24 protein-coding genes are annotated in these 23,870 nt (G+C 45.8%); 23 read left to right on the top strand and 1 reads right to left on the bottom strand.

Annotated features, from left to right (window positions below):
- Together BUB66_RS03935 and sspI are read left to right on the top strand one after the other, a co-directional pair.
- Entirely contained in the window at nucleotides 1-1,092 is a 1,092-nt protein-coding gene (locus BUB66_RS03935; protein WP_073255006.1) for an ABC transporter permease subunit, read from the top strand.
- A 113-nt stretch (nucleotides 1,093-1,205) separates the two neighbouring features.
- Nucleotides 1,206-1,421, top strand: a complete 216-nt coding sequence (gene sspI, locus BUB66_RS03930; RefSeq protein WP_073255004.1) for a small acid-soluble spore protein SspI — start codon at nucleotides 1,206-1,208, stop codon at nucleotides 1,419-1,421.
- 56 nt (nucleotides 1,422-1,477) lie between these two features.
- Here sspI and BUB66_RS03925 read toward each other — a convergent pair whose 3' ends face one another.
- On the bottom strand, nucleotides 1,478-1,714 hold the full coding sequence (locus tag BUB66_RS03925; RefSeq protein ID WP_198409346.1) for a peptidoglycan-binding domain-containing protein: 237 nt from the start codon (nucleotides 1,712-1,714) through the stop codon (nucleotides 1,478-1,480).
- A gap of 258 nt (nucleotides 1,715-1,972) precedes the next feature.
- On the opposite strand from BUB66_RS03925, the gene hutH reads away from it, so the two are divergent.
- From hutH to BUB66_RS03825, 21 genes are all read left to right on the top strand, one after another.
- On the top strand, nucleotides 1,973-3,505 hold the full coding sequence (gene hutH / locus BUB66_RS03920; RefSeq protein ID WP_073255001.1) for a histidine ammonia-lyase: 1,533 nt from the start codon (nucleotides 1,973-1,975) through the stop codon (nucleotides 3,503-3,505).
- 154 nt (nucleotides 3,506-3,659) lie between these two features.
- On the top strand, nucleotides 3,660-5,309 hold the full coding sequence (hutU, locus tag BUB66_RS03915) for a urocanate hydratase (protein ID WP_073254998.1): 1,650 nt from the start codon (nucleotides 3,660-3,662) through the stop codon (nucleotides 5,307-5,309).
- A gap of 18 nt (nucleotides 5,310-5,327) precedes the next feature.
- Nucleotides 5,328-6,230, top strand: coding sequence for a glutamate formimidoyltransferase (gene ftcD / locus BUB66_RS03910; protein WP_073254995.1), 903 nt, complete (start codon nucleotides 5,328-5,330; stop codon nucleotides 6,228-6,230).
- 14 nt (nucleotides 6,231-6,244) lie between these two features.
- A complete protein-coding gene (hutI, locus tag BUB66_RS03905) occupies nucleotides 6,245-7,525 on the top strand; it encodes an imidazolonepropionase (RefSeq protein WP_073254992.1) in 1,281 nt (426 codons plus the stop codon).
- Nucleotides 7,506-8,162 (top strand): cyclodeaminase/cyclohydrolase family protein, encoded by a 657-nt coding sequence (locus BUB66_RS03900; protein WP_244269741.1) that lies wholly within the window; start codon nucleotides 7,506-7,508, stop codon nucleotides 8,160-8,162. Before hutI ends, BUB66_RS03900 begins: the two co-directional genes overlap by 20 nt.
- A gap of 160 nt (nucleotides 8,163-8,322) precedes the next feature.
- A complete protein-coding gene (locus BUB66_RS03895) occupies nucleotides 8,323-8,718 on the top strand; it encodes a 4Fe-4S binding protein (protein ID WP_073254986.1) in 396 nt (131 codons plus the stop codon).
- Nucleotides 8,719-8,744: 26 nt separating this feature from the next.
- Nucleotides 8,745-10,880, top strand: a complete 2,136-nt coding sequence (locus BUB66_RS03890) for an aldehyde ferredoxin oxidoreductase family protein (protein ID WP_073254983.1) — start codon at nucleotides 8,745-8,747, stop codon at nucleotides 10,878-10,880.
- A gap of 34 nt (nucleotides 10,881-10,914) precedes the next feature.
- The gene (thiS, locus tag BUB66_RS03885) at nucleotides 10,915-11,115 is read left to right on the top strand and encodes a sulfur carrier protein ThiS (RefSeq protein WP_073254980.1); all 201 of its coding nucleotides are present in this window, start codon (nucleotides 10,915-10,917) and stop codon (nucleotides 11,113-11,115) included.
- Between the two features lie 166 nt (nucleotides 11,116-11,281).
- Entirely contained in the window at nucleotides 11,282-11,455 is a 174-nt protein-coding gene (locus BUB66_RS12125; RefSeq protein WP_159431497.1) for a hypothetical protein, read from the top strand.
- Between the two features lie 69 nt (nucleotides 11,456-11,524).
- Nucleotides 11,525-12,811 (top strand): [Fe-Fe] hydrogenase large subunit C-terminal domain-containing protein, encoded by a 1,287-nt coding sequence (locus BUB66_RS03880; RefSeq protein WP_073254977.1) that lies wholly within the window; start codon nucleotides 11,525-11,527, stop codon nucleotides 12,809-12,811.
- Between the two features lie 148 nt (nucleotides 12,812-12,959).
- The gene (locus BUB66_RS03875; protein WP_073254974.1) at nucleotides 12,960-13,184 is read left to right on the top strand and encodes a 4Fe-4S binding protein; all 225 of its coding nucleotides are present in this window, start codon (nucleotides 12,960-12,962) and stop codon (nucleotides 13,182-13,184) included.
- Entirely contained in the window at nucleotides 13,168-15,219 is a 2,052-nt protein-coding gene (gene fdhF / locus BUB66_RS03870; RefSeq protein ID WP_084098731.1) for a formate dehydrogenase subunit alpha, read from the top strand. Before BUB66_RS03875 ends, fdhF begins: the two co-directional genes overlap by 17 nt.
- On the top strand, nucleotides 15,206-16,498 hold the full coding sequence (locus BUB66_RS03865; RefSeq protein WP_073254971.1) for a [FeFe] hydrogenase, group A: 1,293 nt from the start codon (nucleotides 15,206-15,208) through the stop codon (nucleotides 16,496-16,498). Before fdhF ends, BUB66_RS03865 begins: the two co-directional genes overlap by 14 nt.
- Nucleotides 16,499-16,584: 86 nt before the next feature.
- Entirely contained in the window at nucleotides 16,585-17,001 is a 417-nt protein-coding gene (locus BUB66_RS03860; protein WP_073254968.1) for a 4Fe-4S binding protein, read from the top strand.
- 12 nt (nucleotides 17,002-17,013) lie between these two features.
- Nucleotides 17,014-18,900, top strand: a complete 1,887-nt coding sequence (gene cooS / locus BUB66_RS03855; protein WP_073254965.1) for an anaerobic carbon-monoxide dehydrogenase catalytic subunit — start codon at nucleotides 17,014-17,016, stop codon at nucleotides 18,898-18,900.
- A 15-nt stretch (nucleotides 18,901-18,915) separates the two neighbouring features.
- Entirely contained in the window at nucleotides 18,916-19,704 is a 789-nt protein-coding gene (locus BUB66_RS03850) for an ATP-binding protein (RefSeq protein WP_073254961.1), read from the top strand.
- Between the two features lie 36 nt (nucleotides 19,705-19,740).
- The gene (locus BUB66_RS03845; RefSeq protein ID WP_073254958.1) at nucleotides 19,741-20,274 is read left to right on the top strand and encodes a folate family ECF transporter S component; all 534 of its coding nucleotides are present in this window, start codon (nucleotides 19,741-19,743) and stop codon (nucleotides 20,272-20,274) included.
- A gap of 29 nt (nucleotides 20,275-20,303) precedes the next feature.
- Entirely contained in the window at nucleotides 20,304-21,983 is a 1,680-nt protein-coding gene (locus tag BUB66_RS03840) for a formate--tetrahydrofolate ligase (RefSeq protein WP_073254955.1), read from the top strand.
- A 23-nt stretch (nucleotides 21,984-22,006) separates the two neighbouring features.
- Nucleotides 22,007-22,834, top strand: a complete 828-nt coding sequence (locus BUB66_RS03835) for a DUF166 domain-containing protein (protein ID WP_073254952.1) — start codon at nucleotides 22,007-22,009, stop codon at nucleotides 22,832-22,834.
- On the top strand, nucleotides 22,831-23,460 hold the full coding sequence (locus BUB66_RS03830) for a cyclodeaminase/cyclohydrolase family protein (RefSeq protein ID WP_073254949.1): 630 nt from the start codon (nucleotides 22,831-22,833) through the stop codon (nucleotides 23,458-23,460). The genes BUB66_RS03835 and BUB66_RS03830 overlap by 4 nt, the downstream gene beginning before the upstream one ends.
- A 36-nt stretch (nucleotides 23,461-23,496) precedes the next feature.
- A partial coding sequence (locus tag BUB66_RS03825) for a tetrahydrofolate dehydrogenase/cyclohydrolase catalytic domain-containing protein (protein ID WP_280144537.1) occupies nucleotides 23,497-23,870 on the top strand: 374 nt, incomplete at its 3' end.

Raw genomic sequence — 23,870 nt, 5'->3', positions numbered from 1 at the left:
ATGAAAGCTATGTTTTCGAAAAAAACACTGATAAAACTCGTAAGGACCAATATGGTTCCCCTATTGTTTTTCGTGATATGTCTGGGAGGGGTTGTGGCTTCAAAACTAAGCTTCCTTTACATCGTGAACGAGATTGTCAATAGATTGGACAGGAATCTTTTCCTGGTTTTGTCCCTTATAATCCCTGTGGTGGCAGGAATGGGACTGAATTTCGCTCTTGTTATAGGGGCTATGGCAGGGCAAATAGGCCTTATTGCAATAAAAGTGTGGAATATAGGCGGCATTTCGGGTCTTTTTCTTGCTATGTTAATTTCGGTTCCCTTTGCGCTGGTTTTCGGGTACGCCACCGGTATATTATTAAATAAAACCAAGGGCAAGGAAATGATTACCAGTTTGATTCTGGGCTTTTTTGCGATGGGATTGTACCAGTTAGTATTTTTACTGTTTGTAGGTACCATCATTCCTATAAAGAACCCGGAAATTGTGCTGCCGGGCGGCGTCGGTTTAAAGAACGCCATAGACCTTTCGCTTATCCAGTATGCATTGGATAATCTATTAAGCATAAATATGATGGGGGTAAAAATACCTGTCGCTTCTTTTATATTGATTGGGCTTTTGTGCCTTTTTACCGAATTTATCCTGAAGACTAAAATCGGACAGGATTTCAGGGCGGTAGGTCAGGATATGCATGTGGCGGAAGTGGCAGGGATTGACGTGGAAAGGACGAGACTGGTTGCTATTACGATATCCACACTTCTTGCAGCCTGGGGACAGATAATCTTTTTGCAGAACATAGGAACTCTTCAGACTTACAGCAGCCACGAACAGGTCGGGATGTTTGCCGTTGCGGCTATTTTAGTGGGTGGAGCTTCGGTTACAAAAGCTACTATAAGCAATGCCATAATAGGCACCATTTTGTTCCATACACTGTTCATAGTTTCGCCCAATGCCGGTAAAAACCTCTTCGGTGATCCGCAAATAGGGGAGTTTTTCAGGTCTTTCGTGGCTTATGGCGTAATTGCCCTTTCATTGGCATTGCACGCGATCCAGAAGAATTTTAATGCTAATATAGGAGCGGAATCAAACGATTAAAAAATTGCTTAAAACTTCAAGAGGCGTAACCGCCCCTTATTTTTTTAGTATTTTTAGCCTTAATTGAGGGAATTATTAAATTGAGAAAAACAAAATGAAGGAGGAAAGAAACGGTGGCATCGTTAGACATCAGGGAACTGGTATTGAAAAACCTAGCGGGAAGTAGGCGGGAGGAGGTGGAAGAATACATCAACGAGACCATACAAACTCGAGAGGAGCAGGCACTTCCTGGAATGGGGGTACTTTTTGAAGTAGTGTGGCAAAAATCAAATAGCAGCGAAAAAGAAAGCATGATGGATAAAATTATGGCGGCTATCGAAAGAACATAGCATTATTACCACTTAGAGTAATATGGGTAAGGGGTGGATTTCCACCCCTAAACAGTTTATGGTATAAGTTGTTCTAATACTGCATAAGTTTGAGGTCCAACTATGCCGTCGACTTTAATATTATTGTCACGCTGTAGTTGCCTTACTGCCCTCTCAGTTAAAGGGCCGAAGATGCCATCTATAGGACCTGTATAATATCCAAGGGATTGTAATTTCATCTGCAGCTCGGCAACATCTTTGCCGCACATACCCCGACGCAATATTCTAGAACCAAAGGCTTGGCGTGATTGCACGGTTAGGCCTCCTTTTCGGAAAGGTTTATGGGCAATATAAAATATGTCAATCACAAAAAATCTGTGCCTATTTTTATAAAAAAGAAGGAAAATCAAGAAGTTTGTAGAATAAAAATCTAATAAAAACAAATCTTTCGTTTTTGATTTTCGAGGGAACCTTCTTGAAGGAGGTTCCCTTGACGACTTTTTGGGGGTTTTTAGTGTATTAAACTATTATTGAACAAGAAGATTAAGCAGTTTCTGCGAAGGAGGACGGAAATGATAATAAGCGGCGAAAATCTAACCGTAGAAGATGTATTGAAAGTGGCACTTGAGGGTGAAAAGGTAGAACTTTCCGATGATGCTGCAGAAAAAATAAAACGTTCAAGGCAATATGTGAGAAAAATAGTAGAAAAAGGAGAAGTAATCTACGGCGTTACCACAGGTTTTGGTAAATTATGTAATGTTGTAATTTCGCCGGATGATAGCCGGGAATTGCAAATAAATTTAATAAGGAGCCATGCGGTGGGTGTGGGGGATTATCTTCCAGAAGAAGTAGTAAGGGCAATGATGCTTTTAAGGGTTAATGCCCTCGCAAAAGGCTACTCGGGAGTAAGGCTTTCTACGATAATGACTTTAATTGAAATGCTGAATAAAGGGGTTACACCGCTTGTGCCGTGTCAGGGGTCACTCGGGGCAAGCGGGGATCTAGTACCTCTTGCCCATATGGTTCTGGTAATGATAGGGGAGGGAGAGGCTGTTTATGAGGGTAAAAGATTGCCTGGCGGGAAAGCTTTGGAACGCGCCGGCATAAAACCCGTAGTTCTTGAGGCAAAGGAAGGCCTTGCGTTGATAAACGGAACTCAGGCCATGTCGGCGGTGGGAAGCCTTGCCCTCGCCTGCGCTGTGAACATATCAAAAGTCGCCGACATTTGTGGGGCTTTAAGCTTTGAAGCTTTGAACGGAGTAATCGACGCGTTAGATGAAAAGGTCCAAGCAGTGAGGCCTCATCCTGGGCAAGTCTCGTGCGCAAGAAATATGAGAAAGTTGTTAGAGGGAAGCGAGTTTGTTACTCGTCAGGGACAATTGAAAGTGCAGGATGCCTATGCATTAAGATGCTTACCTCAAGTGCACGGTGCTGTAAAAGATGCCATAAAGCATGTGAAAAAAGTAATGGAAATTGAGATTAATTCGGCTACAGACAATCCCCTTATATTTCCCGAAGAAGAAAGGGTAATTTCGGGAGGCAATTTCCACGGGGAGCCAGTGGCCATAAACATGGATTATCTCAGTATAGCCGTGTCGGAACTGGCAAATATTTCGGAGCGCCGCATAGAGCGACTTGTGAATCCACATCTCAATGAGGGATTGCCAGCCTTTTTGACAGAAAAGGGCGGGTTGAATTCTGGTCTGATGATAAGCCAGTACACTGCTGCTGCTTTAGTTTCTGAGAACAAAACCCTGTCCTTTCCGGCCAGCGTCGATTCGATACCTTCTTCTGCCAATCAAGAAGACCACGTAAGTATGGGTACAATCGCGGCCAGAAAAGCTTTGAAAATTGTCGAGAATACCACCAATGTATTGGCCATCGAGCTTTTGTGTGCCGCTCAGGCTTTAGATTTTAGGATGGAGAAAAACCGCTCGATTAAGTTGGGAAAGGGAACTGACGTGACCTACAAGATTGTGAGGGATATAGTGCCTAAAATTGTTGAAGACAGGGTGTTGAGCTTAGATGTAAAAAAACTTGCGAATATCATAAAAAGTGGCGAGTTAGTGAGAAAAATAGAAGGGGTGATTGGGGAATTGGAATAATATCCATCTTGTGATGAAAAGGGCAGTTGGCAGCGAGCATAGTAGTGTGTAGAAAATACAAAAAATTCCACATAATGAGGAATTTTTCCGAAGGGTAAAAGGAGTAAATTGAGAATTATATATAATAAAATAACTTTCAAGGAGGCATGATTTTATGAAAAGGGTTATAAGAGCCCCGAGGGGCAAGGAAATTTCCTGCAAGAGCTGGCAACAGGAAGCCGCTCTGAGGATGCTTATGAACAATCTAGACCCTGAAGTTGCCGAAAAACCCGATGAACTAATTGTTTACGGGGGTGCCGGTAAGGCTGCCAGAAACTGGGAGTGCTTTGACAAAATAGTAGAGGCATTGCGAAATTTGGAGAATGACGAGACGCTGCTCATCCAGTCGGGAAAGCCTGTAGGAATTTTTAAGACCCATCCTATGGCGCCCAGAGTATTAATATCGAACGCGATGCTTGTCCCTGCATGGGCTAGCTGGGAAAATTTCTGGGAACTTGAGAAAAAGGGTCTTACCATGTACGGCCAGATGACAGCCGGCAGTTGGATATATATAGGCACCCAGGGTATTTTGCAGGGTACCTACGAAACCTTTGCAGCTTGTGCTAATAAATATTTTGGTGGTACGCTCAAGGGCAAGCTGGTCCTGACTGCCGGTATGGGCGGAATGGGTGGAGCGCAGCCCCTTGCCATAACCATGAACGAAGGCGTGGCTTTGGTAGTAGAGGTAGATAGAAGCAGGATAGAAAAGAGGATAAAAACCAAGTACTGCGACGTAATAGTAGAAGACCTGGATGAGGCTATCAATATGGCTCTCAAGGCGAAGGAAGAGGGAAGGGCCATTTCCATAGGGCTCGTGGGCAATGCGGCTGAGGTGCATCCGGAACTGGCGAGAAGGGGTATAATACCCGATGTGGTGACCGATCAGACTTCCGCTCATGATCCTCTCAACGGTTACGTCCCCGCGGGGATGACTCTTGAACAGGCGATCAAGCTCAGGAAAACCAATCCTAAGGAGTATATAGCAAAGGCCAAAAAGAGCATAGCCAACCACGTAAGGGCGATGCTCGAGATGAAAAAACGCGGTGCCGTGGTATTCGAATACGGCAACAACATAAGGCGGCAGGCTTACGACGAAGGAGTAATCGATGCATTTAAAATTTTGGGTTATGTACCGGAGTTTATAAGAGACCTGTTCTGCGAGGGAAGCGGTCCTTTCCGTTGGGCTGCACTTTCCGGAGATCCGGAAGACATCTACAAGACCGACGAAAAGATCCTGGAACTTTTCCCCGAGGACAAACACCTTGCCCGCTGGATTAAATTAGCAAGGGAAAGGGTCGCCTTCCAGGGCCTTCCGGCAAGGATCTGCTGGCTGAGGTATGGAGAAAGAGCCAAAGCAGCTCTGGCTTTCAATGAGATGGTGAGAAAAGGAGAACTCTCTGCACCTATAGTTATAGGTAGGGACCACCACGATACAGGTTCTGTTGCGTCCCCCTATAGGGAAACCGAAGCCATGAAGGACGGCAGCGACGCCATAGCCGACTGGCCTATCTTGAATGCCTTGCTCAATGTGGCATCGGGAGCCACCTGGGTTTCTGTCCACCACGGCGGCGGCGTTGGTATCGGCTATTCAATTCACGCGGGCGTAGTGGTGGTAGCCGACGGGACGGATGATGCGGCCTACAGGATTTCAAGGGTGCTAAATAACGACCCCGGAACAGGTGTAATGCGCCATGCCGATGCCGGTTACGATATAGCCATAAGGACTGCCAAAGAACACGGGATAAAAATGCCGATGCTGAAGTAAAAGGAAGGAGGTTGGCCTGTGGCTAAGCTTGTTGAGTGCATTCCCAATTTTAGCGAGGGAAGAAGAAAAGAGGTAATAGAAGCAATAGCTGATGCCATCCGAGCCGTAAAAGGCGTGAGGCTCCTTGATTATTCTTACGATCAAAATCACAATCGAAGCGTTTTCACTTTCGTCGGCGACCCGGAGGGCGTAAAGGAGGCTGCCTTTGCTTCGGCGGCAAAGGCAGCAGAATTAATAGACATGACAAAACATAAAGGCGAGCATCCGAGGATGGGTGCTGTTGACGTCATACCCTTTGTTCCTGTAAAAGACGTAACTATGGAAGAATGTGTTGAAATATCTCGCCAGGTCGGGGAAAGAATTGCAAGAGAACTTTCGATACCCGTGTTTTTATACGAAGAGTCGGCGACGAGGCCAGAACGAAAAAGCCTGGCCGATATAAGGCGCGGCGAATTCGAGGGAATGGCAGAGAAAATAAAAGGCCCTGCATGGGCTCCCGATTTTGGAAAACCTGAAATACACCCGACGGCAGGCGCAGTAGCAGTGGGGGCGAGAATGCCGCTCATCGCCTTTAATGTGAACTTAAATACTTCTGATATAAATATTGCCAAAAACATAGCAAAAGTTATCAGGGAAAGCGGTGGAGGCCTGAAAAACGTCAGGGCCATAGGAGTTATGCTGGAGGACAAAAATATAGCACAGGTTTCCATGAACATGACGAATTACGAAAAAACTTCCCTCTACAGGGCATTTGAACTTATAAAAATAGAAGCCAAAAGATACGGTGTGAATGTCATTGGGAGCGAAATTGTCGGCATAACGCCCATGAAAGCTCTGATAGATGTGGCAAAGTATTACCTGCAACTTGAGAATTTCGATGACAAAAAGCAGATACTCGAGAATTATTTGATTCCCGAATAAGATGGAGGATGAACATGATTTGTAATTCTGATCTCTTGATAAAAAACATAGGAATGTTAGCTACTCCGGTTGGAAATAGCGCAAAAGGTGGCAAAGAGCAAGGTCATATTGAGCTTATCGAAGACGCTTTTATTGCGGTAAAGGATGGCGTTATCACCGACGTGGGAAAAGCAAATAATCTAATGGATTTTGAACCTAGTGAAAATACCAAATTAATTGACGCCGGGGGGAACCTGGTCACCCCTGGCCTTGTGGACCCCCATACCCATCTTGTTTTTTCTGGCTGGCGGCAGAAAGAGCTTTCACTGAAATTGAAGGGCGTAAAATACCTTGATATTCTCAAGATGGGGGGCGGGATACTCGAAACCGTCGAAAAAACCAGAAGAGCTTCTTTAGAAGAGCTGATTTCAAACGGAATGAAGGCTCTCGACTGCATGCTCGAATACGGAACGACCACCTGTGAAGCCAAGAGCGGATACGGACTTAACTTAGAGGATGAGATAAAGTCACTGGTGGCCATAAAGGAGCTGAACAGGCTTCACCCAGTGGATGTGGTGCCAACTTTTATGGGAGCCCACGCGGTTCCCGTGGAGTACAGGGAGAACAAAAAAGAATATATACGGCTGATTGTGGAGGAAATGATACCCACGGTGGCGCGGGAAGGACTTGCTGAGTTCTGCGATGTGTTTTGTGAGGAAGGAGTCTTTGAGATCGAAGAATCAAGATACATATTAGAATGCGCAAAAGTCCATGGCCTCGTACCTAAAATTCACGCCGATGAGATCACGCCAATTGGCGGCGCAAGGCTCGCAGCAGAAGTTGGTGCACTTTCGGCGGAGCACCTGATTTACGCAACCGATGACGGAATCAGGGCGATGGCTAAAGCGAGAACCATTGCTGTGCTATTGCCCGGCACATCTTTTTACCTAGGAGAATCCTTTGCCCGCGCAAGAACCATGATAGAAGAAGGGGTGCCGGTGGCACTTGCCACCGATTTCAACCCCGGTTCTTCGCCGACCGAATCGCTGCAACTTATTATGAACCTGGCCTGCCTTAAGTACAGAATGACGCCGGAAGAAGTTCTGACTGCTGTTACTTTGAATGCCGCAGCTTCCGTAAAAAGAGCCACAACTGTCGGCACCATCGAGGTCGGAAAGCAGGCCGACATAGTAATATGGGATGCGCCGGATCTGGATTTTATATTTTACCACTACGGAGTAAACCTTGTAAGAACCGTAATAAAGAAAGGAAAAGTTGTATTTCAAAGAAACGGGAATGAAAGAAAGGGGATATAAAATGCTGCTTTCGGAATACAGCATCAAAGAATTTGTGGATCAGCTAGCTTTTAAAAGTCCCGCTCCCGGTGGGGGTTCAGCTTCGGCACTCGTCGGCGCGATAGGGACGGCACTGGTATCGATGGTTTCGAACCTATCTTATGGAAAAGAGAAATTTAAGGATAAAGAAGGACTGTTAGTAGAGATTTTGGAGGAAGCGAGAAGAACAAAAGAGTCCCTTATAAATTTAATAGACAAAGACGCTGAAGCCTTTAATCAGGTGGCGGGATCCTTAAAAATGCCGCACACGACAGAAGAAGAGGAAAAATTAAGAAGTGAAGCTATGGAGCAGGCTTTAAAAGAAGCAACCCTTGTTCCGCTTTCTGTAATGGAAGAAAGCTTAAAGTCCCTCAAGTTGCACGAAAGAGCACTTGGAAATACAACTTCAGCTGCGATAAGCGATATAGGTGTGGGGATTCAATGCCTTAAAGCGGCGCTCTACGGCGGATGGCTGAATGTAAAGATAAATTTAAACTGGATTAAAGACGAGGATTTTGTTAAAGATGTAGAAAAAAAGGCCAGCTCCATTTTGGAGAAAGGTATTCGCCTCGCCGATGGATTGTTCAAAAAGGTGGAGGAAGAGCTTGAAAAAAAATAATAAAAACACCAATAAAAATGGGGCCCGAGGGCTCCTTTTTTATTGTATGTAAATTAAAAAAGGAAAAATCAGATAAGTGTAGTATAATATTAATAGATAGGGTATTTAAAAATTTTTGTACTGGGCTACTAAGTAGACTAAATAGGAAGGAGGAAATTGTATGAAAATAGTCAAGTCCAGACCGGACCTTTGTACCGGGTGCAGGGCATGTATGATAGCGTGCTCTAAAGTTCTTTACAAAGTTGAGGACCCAGATAAATCGGCAATCAGGATAAAAGAAAGGTCAGGAGCGGAAAGCGGTTACGATATCTTCGTTTGCAACCACTGCGGGAAATGCATATCGATTTGCAGCGTCGAGGCAATTTACAAAGCAAAAAATGGTGCGGTGAGAATCGATGCGGAAAAGTGCGTAGGATGTTATATGTGCGTGGGATTTTGTCCCGAGCAGGCGATGTTCGTCCACAAAGACATAAACGAGCCCATAAAATGCATAGCCTGCGGTGCCTGCGTGAGGGCCTGTCCCACGGGAGCAATTTATTTTGAGGAGCAAGATTAATTTCAAGAGTAAGGGGGTATGGGAAAATGGCGGGCAAAATATTGGCGACTTACGAATATACTCCTGCAAAAGTGGAAAAAGGATATGCCGGAAAGACCTTGTATATCAATTTATCGGAGATGACGATTAAGGAAAAGCCTGTCACGGAAAAGATGAAAGAAATTTTTGTAGGAGGAAGGGGATTTGGCCTTTGGTACTTATGGAATGCCGTCTCTAGTGACACGAAATGGAATGATCCGGAAAATGAAATAATAATTGCCGGGGGCCCTATTTGCGGAATTACCCAGTACCCGGGTTCGGGGAAAGCGGCAGTAGTGACCCTTTCACCTCTCACCGGATGTCCGATGGATAACAATGTAGGCGGCTATTTTGCGCCACTTCTGAAATTCTCTGGATGGGATGCTCTGGAGATTCAAGGAAAATCGGACAGGGACGTAATTGTATTCATCGATGGAAACAGAGGAAAAGTAGTTATAGAAGATGCTTCCGATGAACCTGCCGATACCCACCTTTTAGCGGAAAAATTAACGGAAAGGTATGCGGATTCCGAAGAAGACAAAAGGAACATTTCCGTTGTTTCGTCCGGCAAAGGGGCGGAGAACACTCTGATTGGTATGCTCAACGTATCCTTCTATGACGTCAAAAGAAGGGCCGTCAGGGTAAAACAAGCCGGAAGAGGCGGGTCAGGAACGGTCTTCAGGGACAAGAAGATAAAGGCCGTCGTTGTGAAGTACAAAGGAGTGACTGGCGATTCAAACAATCCTGCCGATAAGGAAAAGATCATCAATGCGGCGTTAAGGCTTCATAAAGAAATTTTTGAGCTCGATAAGCTGCAAAACAGGATGAGGGAAGTGGGGACGGCTAACCTGGTTGAAGTTATGAATGATTATGATTTACTACCTGTAATGAATTTCCAGTACGGTTCCCATCCGGATGCTGATAAAATAACATCCAAAGTCTTTAGAGAAAAATACTTTACTCAAAATGTGCCCGATAACTGCTGGTATGGTTGTTCGCTTTCGTGTGCAAAAGCGGTGGACAATTATGAGGTAAAAACAGGCCCTTACAAAGGGCAAAAGGTGTGCGTAGATGCAGCGGAATACGAGACCATCGCTGCGGTTGCCGCAAATTGCGGGATATTTGACCCGGAATACGTTATAGAGGCAAACTTTTACTGCGATACTTACGGGCTTGATACCATTTCCTTTGGGAACATTGTCGGCTTTGCTATGGAATGCTATGAGAGAGGCATAATAAATAAAGAAATTACTGGGGGACTTGAGCTCAAATTCGGAAATGCCGATGCGGCGTTGGAGCTTTTACACCAGATGGCAAGAGGAGAGGGGTTCGGAAAAATAGCCGGGCAGGGAGTAAAGAACCTTCGGGAATATATCCTTGAAAAAACAGGTGCTGATCCAAAATTGCTGCGGGATATAAGCATGGAAATAAAAGGCCTTGAAGTGTCCATGTACGTAAGCAAGGAATCCCTGGCCCAGCAGGGAGGTTATGCATTCGCCAACAAAGGACCGCAGCACGATGAAGCGTGGCTAATTTTCATGGATATGGTTAACAAGCAAATACCCACCTTCGAAGATAAAGCGGAAGCTCTCCATTACTTCCCGATTTTCCGCACCTGGTTCAGCCTCCAGGGATTGTGCAAACTTCCGTGGAACGACATTGTGCCTGCCGACAACGCGATGACCGATGAGCCGCATAAGATTCCGGCCCATGTCCAAAACTACGTAGACCTTTTCAACGGAGTGACGGGCAAAAACATAACGAAAGAAGAACTTTTGCTGCAGTCTGAGAGGGTATTTAATTTCCAGAGGATTTTTAACCTCAAAATGGGCAAGGGAACTCGGGAATACGACATGCCGCCGTTTAGGCTTTTAGGACCTGCGACAAAGGAAGAATACGAATCAAGAGCGGAAAGGTACGATAAACAGCTGAAAGAGTTAGGATACGATATTGAAGGCAAGGCCAAGGAAGAAAAGATGACTATGCTCAGGCAATACAGGGAAAGCCAATTCGAAAAGCTTATGGATGCGGTTTATAAGCGCAGGGGCTGGAACAAAAACGGAGTTCCGACCCTTGAAACCGCAAAAAAACTCGGAATAGATTTCCCCGATGTGGTGGAATTAATAGCCAAATACCAGGTGTAAAAAGAAGTACAAGCAAAAAGAGGAGGGGAGCTAAGTGATAAAAGTCAACAACGAAGATTTGGATTTTACAGATGGAATGACGGTTGAAGATGTATTGAGAATAAAAAAGTACTCCCATCCCATGATTACGGTTATAGTCAACGGAAAGGTAATTCCGGTGGATAGTTATTCCACTCATAAAATAAAAGATGGTGACGTAATTAATGTAATTCATTTTATGAGTGGGGGATGTTAAATCCCCTCCTCTTTTAAATTTTTTTCCGGAGGGAAAAATAAAGGTGAAAGCCGATTTATCCCCTTGGGCTAAAAATTACGTGAGGGAACGAGGAAAAGTAATGTATATCGAAAAAAGGCTTGGCGTTCACGGCTGATGAAATGCTTTTTATGCCCCATCAGGTCTGGTGGGGAAGCCTGAAAATGAAGAAAACTTTGAAGTGTTTACGGTCGACGGCGATATAAAAGTTTACGTCAAGAAGGAACTTCTAGAGGCGATGGAAGCCGGAGAAAAGGTATTTAGATTTCTGATTCCGGAATACGGCTGGCATTATCTTGTTTTTTTAAATAATGAAAAATGAATTGAGAAAGCCGGTAATGCCCCGCCGGCTTGTTTTTTTAAAAGTATGAGTTAGGGGAGTGGTAAGGATTTGAAAGAAAGCGTAAAAAAACTAAGACGGGAAATCTATAAGCTAATAGCTGAACATGCACGAAAGCTGGACAACCTGCAGGACGTATATGCGGCGGTTATGGAATCGATTGGGGACAAATTAAGCCGGGAAGAAGCAGAGGCCCGAGTTCGGGCGGCGCTTGGGACTTTTGAAAAAGGTGCGATCCCCGAAGTAGTAGATTTTCCGTTTATTTCGGTTATAGAAAAGGCTTGCACCAGATACGGCCAGGATTGCGGATGCAAAATTGCGTGCGAGCCGAAAGCTATAGAGGTAAAAGACGATAAAAGCCCAGCTATAGACCTGGAAAAATGTATATCCTGCGGACTTTGCATAATAGCCTGTCCTGAAGGTGCCATTGCCGACAAAACGGAGATAGCTCAGACCATCAATTTGATTAAGAAAAATCCAAGGGTCTATGCCGTGCTGGCACCAGCTTTTGCCGGGCAGTTTGGACCGGAAGTAAGTGAGGAGCAGGTGAAGTCGGGCTTACTCATGCTGGGGTTTTACGATGTCATCGAAGTTGCCCTAGGCGCAGATATGATAACAGTGAAGGAAGCCGAGGAGTTCATCCGGCGCATGGACAGAGGAGACGAATTTATGATAACGTCCTGCTGCTGTCCGCCTTTTGTGAGGCTGGCCAAAAGTTACCGGGGTAAAATAGAAGGCATGGTATCCGATTCGGTTTCGCCCATGGTAGCCATAGCCCGGTTTATCAAGGCCGAAGATAAAGACGCAAAAGTCGTGTTTATTGGTCCGTGCATAGCAAAAAAGACCGAGGCAAAATTGCCGGAACTCAAGGATGCGGTGGACTGCGTCCTGACGTTCGAGGAACTTTTCGCGATATTCGAAGGTTATAAAATAAACCTGGCGGAAATAAGCGTAAGAATGCCTATAATTGATGCATCGCACGACGGAAGAATATATGCCCACACAGGGGGTGTTACGTCGGCCATTATATCCAGCGTAAAATCTATGAGGCCCGACATGGAAGTGAAGGCCTGCCAGGGTGACGGAATAAAAGAATGCAAAAGAATACTCGATGCTATAGAAAAAGGTACTCTTGATTCGAATTTCGTGGAAGGAATGGCCTGCGTCGGCGGGTGCGTTGGAGGTCCGGGAGCGTTGATTTCGAAGGAGGAAGGTGCGAAAGCGGTAGACGCCTTTGCTGCAAAAAGCAGCGTCAAGGAAGCTATAAACAACGGCACTGCAAAGATACTGTACGGCAAACATAAAGATAAAGTAAAATTGGAATCCCGAAGGATGTAGATATAAAATGCCGGAGAATCGCCCTCCGGCATTTTTATTTGCTTAGGCGTTATAGAATGCCTCCGTAAGTTAAACAAGCAAAATTGACAAAAAAATAACAAATTAGTAAAATATAATTGTGAAATATTTAACAAAAGGGGGTTATAGGTTGCTAGTAATAGATAAGAATGAATGCATTGGATGCGGGACATGTTTCCATCTATGCCCTTTTAATGCAATTGAAGAAAAACATTATGGGGTGAAAGAGATTTATGAGGTCATAGAAGAAAGCTGTATGGAATGCTTGCTTTGCTTGAAAGCCTGCCCGCTTAGAGCAATAAATTGGAAGGAAGAAGATTTCGAAAGGTGGGATAGCGTTGACAAAGTATGTTAAAACGATTTGTCCATACTGCGGGTGTGGTTGTTCGATAATCCTTCACGTGAAAAATGGAAAAATTGTTCGAACTTCCCCGGCTGTAAATGATTCAATAAACAAAGGTACGCTTTGTATCAAAGGCATGCTGGCCCATGAGTTTGTACATTCTCCTGAAAGGCTGAAGATGCCACTTATTAGAGAAAACAGAAGTTTTAAAGAGGCCACTTGGGATGAAGCCCTTGGAATGGTCGCTGAAAAATTCCATAATATAAAGGAAAAATACGGCGGCTCAGCCTTTGGAGTTTTAAGTTCAGCTAGAGCCACATCTGAAGAGAATTACCTTATCTCGAAATTCTCGAGAGCTGTTTTGGCTACGAACAACATAGACCATTGTGCTCGGTTGTGACACGCCCCGACAGTGGCCGGTCTGGCCCAAACGATGGGTGCGGGAGCGATGACAAATTCGATAGACGAAATAACACAAACCCAGGTTTTATTCGTGATAGGCTCAAATACAACAGAGCAGCATCCTTTGATAGGCTCGCGGATAGTTGAGGCCATAAAAAAAGGAGCAAAATTGATAGTGGCGGATCCCAGGAAAACACACCTTGCAGAGAGGGCCTATGTCCACCTTTGCCTTTTGCCGGGAACCGATGCGGCTTTGATAAATGCCATGATGAATGTGATAATAAATGACGGCCTTATCAATGAAGAATTCATTAAAGAGCGAACAGAAGGTTTCGAACAGTTAAGACAAAACATCCTTCAGTGGACGCCGGAAAGGGCAGAAAGAATTACGGGAGTAAAAGCCGAGGATATCCGGCGGGCTGCCCGCATTTACGCCGGTGCTGAGAGGGCAATGATCCTTTACTGTATGGGTATAACACAGCACAACTGCAGTACCGACAACGTAATTGCTTTGTCGAATTTGGTATTGCTCACCGGCAATGTAGGAAAACCCGGTGCTGGTCTTTGCCCACTAAGAGGCCAGAATAACGTCCAGGGAGCCTGCGACATGGGGGCCCTTCCCGACGTTTTATCCGGTTACCAGAAAGTAAAAGATCCAAGAGTTCGCGAAAAATTTTCCAGGGCCTGGGGTGTTGAAATCCCAGAAATTCCGGGATTGACTGTGCCGGAAATGTTTGAAGCTGCAGAAAAAGGCATTATTAAGGCCATGTACATAATAGGCGAAAATCCTGTGGTGAGCGAAGCCCATCTTTCGCATGTAGAAAAAACCCTGCGAAACCTCGAATTTCTTGTGGTTCAAGACATATTCTTTACGGAAACCGCAAGATTTGCCGATGTGGTGCTGCCGGCTTGCTCCTTTGCCGAAAAGGACGGAACTTTCACCGGAACCGATCGCAGAGTTCAGAGGCTGCGAAAAGCCATTGAGCCTTTATGGAATTCCAAGCCTGACTGGCAGATTATATCAGAACTTGCCGCCCGCATGGGTTATCCCATGACTTACGCGGACCCTTCAGAAATAATGGATGAAATCGCAAGCTTTACTCCTTCCTACGGAGGAATATCCTACGACAGGTTGGAAGGACCGGGCATTCAGGTGCCATGTCCTCATAAAGACCATCCGGGAACACCTTATCTTCACAAAGGTTCTTTTGCAAGGGGGAAAGGTAAATTCATTCCTGTGGATTATACGCCACCCGCTGAAAGGACCGATGAAAAATATCCCCTTGTCCTTACTACAGGACGAGTACTTTTTCATTACCACACAGGTACTATGACCCGAAAAATAGATTTTCTCAACAAAAAATGTCCTGGGCCTTTTGTTGAAATAAATCCTGCTGATGCGCAAAAGCTGGGAATATCCGACGGCGACGAAGTTTACGTAAAATCGAGAAGGGGAAAGATAAAACTTCCTGCAAGAGTGACCGGAAAGATAAAGCAGGGTGTTGTGTTTGTGCCCTTCCACTTTGCGGAAGCTGCGGCCAATTACCTTACAATAGATGCACTGGACCCGGTAGCCAAGACACCGCAGTTAAAATTTTGTGCGGTAAATATTTTCACTAGGAGTGAAGAAAATGGCGATAGTTGAGATAAATAAGGAGCTTTGCAAAGGCTGTACTTTGTGTTCGCAGGTTTGTGGGACAGGTGCATGCTTTGGAGAGCCTTTGATACCGCATGAGATTGACGAACGTCGGTGTATCAACTGTGGCCAGTGCGTAGTCACCTGCCCTACAGGCGCTGCTAGCGACGTGTCGGAGCTTGAAAGGGTAAAAGAGGTCCTTGAGGATGATAGCGTAGTTAAAATCGCGCAGTGCGCTCCAGCTTTGAGAGTAAGCCTGGGGGAGGAATTCGGTATGGAAGCGGGTAGTATTGTCCCTGGAAAAATGGCTTCGGTCTTAAGAAAGCTGGGTTTTGACAGGGTGTATGATACTTGCTTTGCTGCGGACCTGACTGCCATGGAAGAGGGGCATGAATTCTTGGAAAGGCTGGAAAGAGGCGGACCTTTTCCCATGTTCACTTCGTGCTGTCCGGCGTGGGTGCTTTATATGGAAAAAAACTATCCTGAGCTCCTTTCCCTTTTATCTTCATGCAAATCGCCACAGCAAATGTTTGGAGCCCTGGTAAAGGCTTATATGGCAGAAAGAGAAGGTATAGATAAAGACAAAATTTTTCTGCTTTCGGCCATGCCGTGTACAGCCAAAAAATATGAGGCTAAAAGACCTGAAATGAATAAAGATGGATATAATGATGTGGATGCGGTATTGACAACAAGGGAGCTGGCGCAGTTGATAAAGGAAAAGCAAATCGAATTTACAGACTTGCCGGAAGAGAATTTCGATGTCCCGTTCGGAGTGTACACCGGAGCAGGCGTTCTCTTTGGGACAAGCGGGGGTGTAATGGAAGCGGCACTAAGGACTCTCGTGAAAAAACTCACAGGAAAACCCTTGAAAAACATAACTTTTGAGCCGGCTATGGGAGCGGAGGGCGTCAGAGAAGCAGTAATAGGAATTGAAAACAGGAAGATAAAAGTTGCGGTGGTAGGCGGCATCAAAAATGCTATGCCGCTCCTGGAAGATATAAGAAGGGGTTTTTCAGACTATCATTTTATAGAGGTGATGGCCTGCCCGGACGGGTGTATTGGTGGAGGAGGACAGCCGCGGATTCCAAAGAGGTCTTTGAGAAAAATGGTGCTGAAAAAAAGGGAAAAAGCCATATACTACTATGAACTCGGCCTGCCTCAAATTGCAGCGGTGGATAACCCTATTATAAAAGCTTTATATACAGAATTCTTGGGCGGTCCCCTGTCGGAAAAGTCGCACGAGCTCCTGCATACGGCATATTTTGATAAAAAGATATTTTTTCACTAGGTATTGACAAATATTTAACGAAGTAGTATTCTAAAATCGGAAGTTGTGAAAATATTAACAAACATATACGTGAGGAGAGATAAATAATGGTGAAAATCCTTTTCGAAAGGGATAAATGTCTGGGCTGCAAGACTTGTGAACTTGCTTGTGCTGCGGCACATTCAAAGACCAAAAGTTTGGTTGGAGCTATAAAAGAGAAAAAAGTTTCCCGTATTAGAATAAAAGTAAAAAACGGTAAACTCAATGCAGAACAATGTGCCCTCTGTAGTAAACCGAAATGTGTTGAAGTCTGTCCTGTCGGTGCACTTAGCAGAAGTAAAACCGGAACTATCAAAATAAATTATCTTACATGCACCCTATGCGGTCTGTGTCGGGAGGCCTGCCCCTTTGGAGCTATCGTTTTGAGCAGTTATCCAACTATTTGCGACCGCTGCAGCGAACAAGATGAACCTTTGTGTGCAAAGGCCTGCCCCACAAGAGCACTAAAGATAAAGGCTATTTAAGGAGGTATTGTCATGATAAACTGTGAATTATTCACCTGCGATGCGGCGACAAAAAAGTTATACGATAAGGCTAAAAAGGAGCGAATAGATACGGTATGGGACCGCGCCCTTGCTATGCAGCCCCAGTGCGGCTTTGGCGAGATGGGACTATGCTGTACCAATTGCTCCATGGGGCCGTGTCGTATTGTAAAAGTTTCGGACGATGGACCTAAAGCGGGTATATGCGGAGCGACCGAGGACACGATTGTATCGCGAAACTTTGCTAGGGCGGTCGCTGCCGGTTCCGCAGCCCATTCGGACCATGGAAGGGATATTGCCCTGGCCCTTTATCATGCGACCGGTAAAAGCTCTGTAAAAGATGAGGAAAAGCTTTTTAAAATAGCCGGCGAGTGGGGCATTAAGGTAGAGGGCAAGGATGCTTCGCGTATTGCCAGAGAAGTGGCGGAAAAAGCTCTATCGGAATTCGGTAAAATATTCGGCAAATTACTATTTTTAAAGAGAGCGCCGCATAAAAGGCAAAATTTATGGGATGAATTAGGGGTGGCCCCGGAGGCCATAGATAGAGAAATTGTAGAGGTTTTGCACTCCACCCATATGGGATGCGATGCCGACTACAGGAACATAATCAGGCAGGCGATAAGGGCGGCCTTGAGCGACGGATGGGGAGGCTCTATGATAGGCACTGAGCTGAGCGACGTGCTTTTTGGCACCCCTGCGCCCCGGAAGGTGGAGGCCAATCTCGGCGTCTTGAAGAAGGAATGCGTAAATATAGTGGTACACGGTCACGAGCCCACTCTGTCTGAGGCTATCGTAATGGCGGCAAAAGACTCGGAACTTTTGGAACTTGCGAAAAAACAGGGAGCAGAAGGCATAAACGTAGTGGGTATGTGCTGCACGGGCAACGAGATAGCCATGAGGCATGGAATTCCGATGGCAGGCGATTTCTTCCAGCAGGAACTGGCTATTGTGACCGGCGCCGTTGAGGCTATGATAGTTGACGTTCAATGCATAATGCCTTCCCTTGCCACAGTAGCAAAATGCTACCATACGAAGCTTATTACTACTTCTCCCAAGGCAAAAGTTCCTGGAGCAATTCATATAGAATTCGACGAACAAAAAGGTCTGGATATAGCAAAAAGGATAGTAAAAGAAGCGGTAATGAACTTCAAAAACAGGAAGGGAGAAATTTATATACCCGATGTAAAAAGCGAAGGGGAGATAGGTTATAGTTTCGAAGCCATAATCAAAATCCTCGACCGGGTTACAAATTCCTTCGCCCATCCTTCCGGGACCGTAAAACCCCTCGTTGACGCTATAAAATCGGGCGTGCTAAGGGGTGCGGTAGCGATAGTTGGCTGCAACAACCATAAGCAGCCGCACAACTCGTGCCACGTTACTCTTGCAAAGGAGCTTTTAAGGCGCGACATACTCGTTGTGACGACAGGGTGCGGTGCGCATTCCTGTATAAAGGCGGGGCTAATGAGCAAAGATGCCCGAAAATACTGCGGAAAAGGGCTTGCTACCGTTTGCGAACTGCTTGACATACCTCCCGTGCTCCATCTTGGGTCCTGTGTGGACATAAGCCGTATTCTGGTGCTACTTTCTGAAGTGGCCAATTACATGGGCGTGGACATCAGCGATTTGCCGGTAGCTGCTGCGGCGCCTGAATGGATGTCTGAGAAGGCTCAATCTATAGGTCTTTATGCTGTAGCCTCAGGTATATACGTAGTATTGGGTGTATCTCCCGCTGTCACCGGTTCGGAAAATGTAACAAACTATCTGACAAAAGACCTGGAAAGCGTCTTAGGTGGCAGGTTTGAAATAGAAAAAGACCCGGTCAAAGCTGCCGAAAAAATTGCAGTTCATATCGAAAATAAGCGTAAGCAACTGGGGATTTAAATGGAGGTTAAAGGTATGAAAATAGCTATTACCGGCAAGGGCGGGGTTGGTAAAACCACCCTTGCCGCAGTCCTCGCTAAATTGTATGCAGCGGAAGGTTACAGGGTGATGGCTGTAGATGCAGATCCGGATGCTAACCTTGCAGCCACCCTGGGATTTCCTGAGGATAAGCAAAGGAAAATCGCACCTCTTTCTGAGATGAGAGACCTCATAGCAGAAAGGACAGGAGCCCAACCCGGTCTTGTGGGCCAGATGTTTACGCTCAATCCAAAGGTCGAAGACATACCTGAGAGATTTTGCATTGAACACGAGGGCGTCCGGCTCTTGGTAATGGGCGGAATAAAAAAGGGCGGCTCAGGTTGTGCTTGCCCGGAACACACCTTTTTGCGGGCCATAATGCGGCATTTGCTTCTTGATAGCAAAGATGTGCTGATAGTGGATATGGAAGCTGGTATAGAACATTTAGGAAGAGCCACGGCGGATTGTGTTGATGCTTTCATAGTTGTAGTAGAACCTTCTTTAAAGAGCATAAACACCTATTATTCTATAAGGAAACTTGCAGCCGAGATAGGTGTAAATAAGGTCATCGTTGTGGGAAATAAGGTAAAAGACCGGGATGATGAAAATTTTATAAAAAACAACGTGGAAGCAAAAAATCTGCTGGGAATATTGAGCTACGATGTTACAGTAGAAAAAGCAGATAGGGAAGGCATCTCTCCCTTCTATGCCAGCAAGCAAACAAGAGACAAGATTGCCGTCATAAAGAATATGATTACCAGCTTTGTAATGGAAAATATTCTCTAATATCAAGAGCCAATTTTTGAGGAGGACACCAATTTTATGAAAATTAGCACAAAGAAAATTACCTACATGGCGATGTTCGTGGTGCTGAACATAATACTTACCCGAATTGCCAGCATAAGGATAGCGCTCGGTACGGTGGAAGCAATAAGAATAGGATTCGGAGGATTTCCCGTCATCATGGCCGGGATTACGATGGGCCCGGCAGCGGGAGGAATTGTAGGAGCCATCGGCGATTTGGTGGGCTACTGGATAAACCCGATGGGACCGTATATGCCTCATTTTACTTTTACCGCTGCATTGACCGGCATGATACCTGGTTTTATGATAAGACTTTTTGACAGCAAACAACCGAACATCTGGCAACTTGCCATAGCGATAGCTACCGGACAGATAATAACCTCGGTGTTACTCGTGCCCTATTTTCTCTACAAGCTCTTCGGTATACCGCTGGTCTACAAGATGACAAGTTCTTGTATCGTTCAAGCTGTTAATATTCTAATATACACCATTTTTGCCAGGCTAATTATGAAAAGGTTTAATATCGGCCTGGTTCCGCAAAAAATCAATTAAAAAGATTCCACAGAAAGGACGGGGTGTAAATGGCTTTCAAAAGCGACATAGAAATAGCCCAGGAGGCAAAACTAGAGCACATAAGGGACATTGCTGCAAAACTCGGGCTTTCCGAGGACGACATCGAATACTACGGCAAATATAAAGCGAAGGTAGATTACAATTTATTAAAACGCCTTGGAGACAGACCCGATGCCAAACTGATTCTGGTGACCGCCATAAACCCCACGCCCGCCGGTGAAGGAAAGACCACCACGACGGTAGGCCTAGGGGATGCCTTGAGAAGGCTCGGCAAAAATGCGGCCATAGCTTTAAGGGAGCCCTCTCTTGGCCCGGTCTTTGGCGTAAAAGGCGGAGCGGCCGGCGGCGGTTACGCTCAGGTAGTGCCCATGGAAGACATAAACCTGCACTTTACCGGAGACATTCACGCCATAGGAGCGGCCAACAACTTGCTGGCGGCCATGGTGGACAACCACATATACCAGGGCAACGAACTTGGCATTGACCCGCGGCGCGTAGTTTGGAGGCGCTGCATGGATATGAACGACAGGCAACTGAGGTTCATAGTCGACGGCCTTGGAGGTAAAGCCAACGGAGTTCCCAGGGAAGACGGCTTTGACATAACGGTAGCCTCAGAAGTTATGGCGGTATTCTGCCTGGCGACGGACCTGGAAGACCTCAAAAACCGCCTTTCCCGGATAGTGGTGGCCTATACCTATGACGGAAGGCCCGTAACCGCCGGCGACCTCAAGGCCCAGGGAGCGATGGCGGCACTGCTGAAAGATGCATTTAAGCCCAACCTGGTGCAGACGTTAGAAGGCACTCCAGCCTTTGTACACGGAGGGCCCTTTGCCAACATAGCCCACGGCTGCAACAGTGTAGTCGCCACGAAGATGGCCATGAAACTGGCGGACTACGTAGTAACCGAAGCCGGATTCGGAGCGGACCTGGGAGCAGAGAAATTTCTGGACATAAAATGCCGGGTAGCGGGCATAAAGCCCAACGCCGTAGTAATCGTGGCCTCAGTCCGGGCGTTGAAATACAATGGAGGGGTACCGAAAGAAAAGCTAAGTGAAGAAAACCTGGAAGCTCTGAAAAAAGGCATACCCAACCTGATGAAACACATAGAAAACATAACGCAAAAATTCGGCCTTCCGGCGGTAGTAGCCGTAAACCGCTTCCCCAGCGATACCGAAGCGGAACTCAATCTTATAAAAGAAGAATGCAAAGAGAAGGGAGTAAAAGCGGTAATCTCGGAAGTATGGGCAAAGGGCGGCGAAGGCGGAATTGGCCTGGCCGAAGAAGTGCTCAGGCTCATAGAAGAAGGGAAAAACAACTACAAGCCCCTGTATCCGCTGGAGATGGGCATAGCCGAGAAAATCGAGACCATAGCGAAGGAAATATACGGGGCCGACGGAGTGGACTTTACCGCTGCCGCGAAGAAAGAGATAGAGACCATAGAAAAGCTCGGGTTCAGGGACGTGCCGGTGTGCATAGCAAAGACCCAGTATTCATTGAGCGACAACCCGGCGTTATTGGGAAGGCCCACGGGCTTTAGGATAACCGTGAGAAATGTGCGGATATCCGCTGGTGCCGGGTTTGCCGTGGCCCTGACCGGTGAAATAATGACGATGCCGGGATTGCCAAAGAGGCCGGCCGCGGAGAACATAGACGTGGATTCAAACGGCAGAATAAGCGGGCTTTTCTAATAAAGAAAAGAGGGCGGGGAAAAATGAAGGGAAAATTTAAAATCTTGCTAGCTTCAGGTGATGACGAACTTTCTATCCCGGGTCCTTTTGAGGTTAGATTTGGCGGTGAATATGTTCACCGCAGACTGATATCACATCTGACAGATTACAAAAGGGGAAAGGGTATAGCAGACAAGAAATGTCTTGAGTACAGAAAAAGGTATGATCTCGATTATTCTCAGTATATAACCGGAATTATCGTTTTTCCAGCAGTTTTGCCGCAAATCGTGGATAATCCGGAGAACTACATACCTTCAAAAATTCCACAGCACAATGTTCTCATAGCAGCCGGACTTCATCCGGACTTAATGGAAGAGCTTATTAAAAAAGCAGCGACTAGAGGTTGCCGGGCCCTTATAGCTCCTAAAGAAAATCCTGCATGGTTCGATTCACATTTCGAAAAAAAGATAAAAAAACTTTGTATGACATACGGTATCGAGTGCGTTTTCCCCCGCCCTTTCTGTGCTCTGGAAAAAAGCGGTCAAGCCTTTATAGACGAATTTCTGAAAGCCTTTAGGCTTGGAAGGCCTCAATTTGAGATTAAGGTGAATCATCGCGGAATTATTGAGGATGTTTTGGTTGAGTCTTCGGCCCCCTGCGGAGCTACTTATCATGTAGCAGCCGGTCTTATCGGAGTGAAAAAAGAGGAAGCTGTAGAAGTAGCAAATAAGCTGTGGCACTGTTATGCATGCCTTGCAAGTAGCAAAATAGACATGGAAATAGGTGATTCGGTGATGCACCTGGCAGCCCGTATAAATCTGGCTGCTATAAAAAAAGCGGTGGAAAAAAGCGATTGGGAGGGTAACGAGTGATAAAAGAAAAAAGTGTTCGCGAATTTATTGAATTGCTCTCCTCCAAAGAGCCTGTCCCGGGAGGAGGGGGTGCAGCTGCCTTAGTTGGTGCCATAGGTGTTGCACTAGGCAGTATGGTTGGAAACCTCACCGTGGGAAAAGAAAAGTATAAAGATGTGGAAGCAGAGATAATCAAGATACTCGAGAAGGCCAGGAGCCTTCAAGCCGAATTGCTGGACCTGGTGGATGAGGATGCTAAGGTTTTCGGTAAGGTTGCCGGTGTATATAAAATGCCGAAAAATACCGAAGAGGAGAAGGCAAAAAGAAATGAGGCGATGGAGCAGGCATTAAAGGAAGCGTGCAAGGTGCCGATTAAAATCATGGAACTTTTATATGAAGCCATAAAACTCCACAGAAAGCTGGCGGATATAGGAAACAGACTTGCCATCAGCGACGTTGGCGTCGGTGTATTGTGCCTCAAGGCTGCATTATTAAGCAGCAGGATGAACGTAATTATAAATCTAAACGGCATCAAGGATGAAGGATTTGTCAGAAGCACTAGGGATGTGATGGAAAGAATCTGTGGTGAAGCTTTGACGATTGCCGATGACGTTTATGCAAAAGTAAAAGAGATTTTGGGTGATTGAGTCTCAAAATTTAAATGAAAGTTGGAGGCATGACAAATGGCAGATATCTTAAGCGGAAAAGAAGTGGCGGATGCATTAAAACAAAAACTAATAAGTGAGGTAGAGGTATTAAAGGCAGGCGGTGTTACCCCCGGCCTTGCCATAGTGATAGTAGGGGAAAGGCCCGACTCGGTGTCGTATGTAAAAGGAGCCCAAAAAAGATGTGCGGAGATCGGCATAGAAACCAGCGTAGTACAGATGCCCGAAAACACCCCGGAAGAAGAATTCGTAAAAAAGCTCCACCAACTGAACGAAGATGAAAAAGTCCACGGCATACTCGTCATGCGGCCGCTACCCGCTCACATTTCGGAAGACAGGGTAAAATACGAAATATCGCCCCGAAAAGACGTGGACTCATTCAACCCGGTAAA

It is taken from the genome of Caldanaerovirga acetigignens (assembly GCF_900142995.1).
GTDB lineage: Bacteria > Bacillota > Thermosediminibacteria > Thermosediminibacterales > Thermosediminibacteraceae > Fervidicola > Fervidicola acetigignens.
The sequence above is the reverse complement of the archived record's forward strand: the minus strand, read 5'-3'. Positions and strand labels throughout refer to the sequence as shown.